Below are 1,331 nucleotides of genomic sequence, written 5' to 3'. Positions count from 1 at the left end.
TAATAAGATGGTACGCCCCACACCTGCACTACACTCAGCTATGTCGCTGAATATTGGGAGGTGCCATCATGTCGGCAATCAAAGTTATTGGAATCGATTTAGGTAAGTCTACTTTTCATCTAGTTGGCCACGATTATAGTGGTCGTGAACAATATCGGCACAAATTATCTAGAAGTAAATTACTACAGTTTATCTCTGTGCATGAACCAACATTGATAGCAATGGAGGCTTGCTGTGGTGCTCACTGGCTTGCAAGAAAATGCCAAGAATACGGGCATCAAGTTAAACTTATCCCAACTCAATATGTAAAACCTTACGTTAAAGCTCATAAGAATGACTTTATCGATGCAGCTGCTATTGCTGAGGCATCTACAAGACCTAATATGAGGTTCGTTTCTCCAAAGAGTGAGCAGGCTCAAGTAGGCGTCGTTATTCGGCGTGTTAGAACTGGTTATATTAGGGAGAGGACAGCAACGATGAACCGTATTGGTTCGATGTTAATAGAGTTTGGCATCAGCTTTCCACGGGGTCATGCAAACATGAAAAAGCTGTTTCAATGGTTAGCGGACAACAAAGAACCGATCCCTCCGTTATTGGTTCAGGAACTACAAAATCAGCTCGACTATTACAATCAACTGAATGAACGGATAAAAGAGCAAGACCGAAAAATAGAAAAACTGAGTTCCGAAGATGAACTTTACACTTTACTTCAAACGATACCAGGTGTGGGTCCCATGACTGCATCTTGCTGTTTATCGTGTGTTGGAAAACCTTCAGATTTTTCTAATGGTAGAAACTTTGCAGCGTGGATCGGACTTGTACCATTCCAGTACTCGACTGGAGGGAAACAACGGATGCTGGGAATTTCAAAGCGAGGAAATAAAGAGCTGAGAGAACTCTTTGTTCATGCCGCACGAGCAGTGATGTGGAGGGAAGAAACTGCTGAACGCTATTTCGGTTCATGGTTATTAGATTTGAAACGTCGAAAGCCTTTTAATGTTGCTCTAGTTGCGTTAGCAAATAAGCTAGCGAGGATTGCATGGTCAGTAATGACAAGTCACAAGCCCTTTGAATTAAGAGTTTAATCTAGATTTGCATATGGTAATGAAAGATGACAAAACGGTTAGACCACCAGATTGAAGACCTGATGGACAGAACAGCAACTAGAGTGCTTTCACGTTTTTGAGGACAATCTGGCGCGGATCTCATCGTAGAGCTGGGGCTAACTAATCAGTGTCCCAATTAGACTCTGAATACATTAGCGCAAACCAACGCCGTTATTTGGATTTTTCACTTGCAAAACGGGGCGTACCATACATTTGTCCAGAAAT

1 protein-coding gene is annotated in these 1,331 nt (G+C 42.2%); it reads left to right on the top strand.

Annotation, left to right across the window (positions count from 1 at the left end):
* Positions 1–68 precede the first annotated feature (68 nt).
* Positions 69–1,085: an IS110-like element ISVpa1 family transposase gene (locus R7F67_RS24135; RefSeq protein ID WP_213906837.1), complete on the top strand. Its 1,017-nt coding sequence runs from the start codon at positions 69–71 to the stop codon at positions 1,083–1,085.
* The last annotated feature ends 246 nt before the right edge of the window (positions 1,086–1,331 follow it).

Origin of the sequence: Vibrio sp. YT-17, assembly GCF_033337375.1 — a bacterium.
GTDB classification, from domain to species: Bacteria; Pseudomonadota; Gammaproteobacteria; order Enterobacterales; family Vibrionaceae; genus Vibrio; species Vibrio alginolyticus.
Note: the sequence above shows the minus strand (reverse complement) of the source record. Positions and strands in the feature narration are given on the sequence as shown.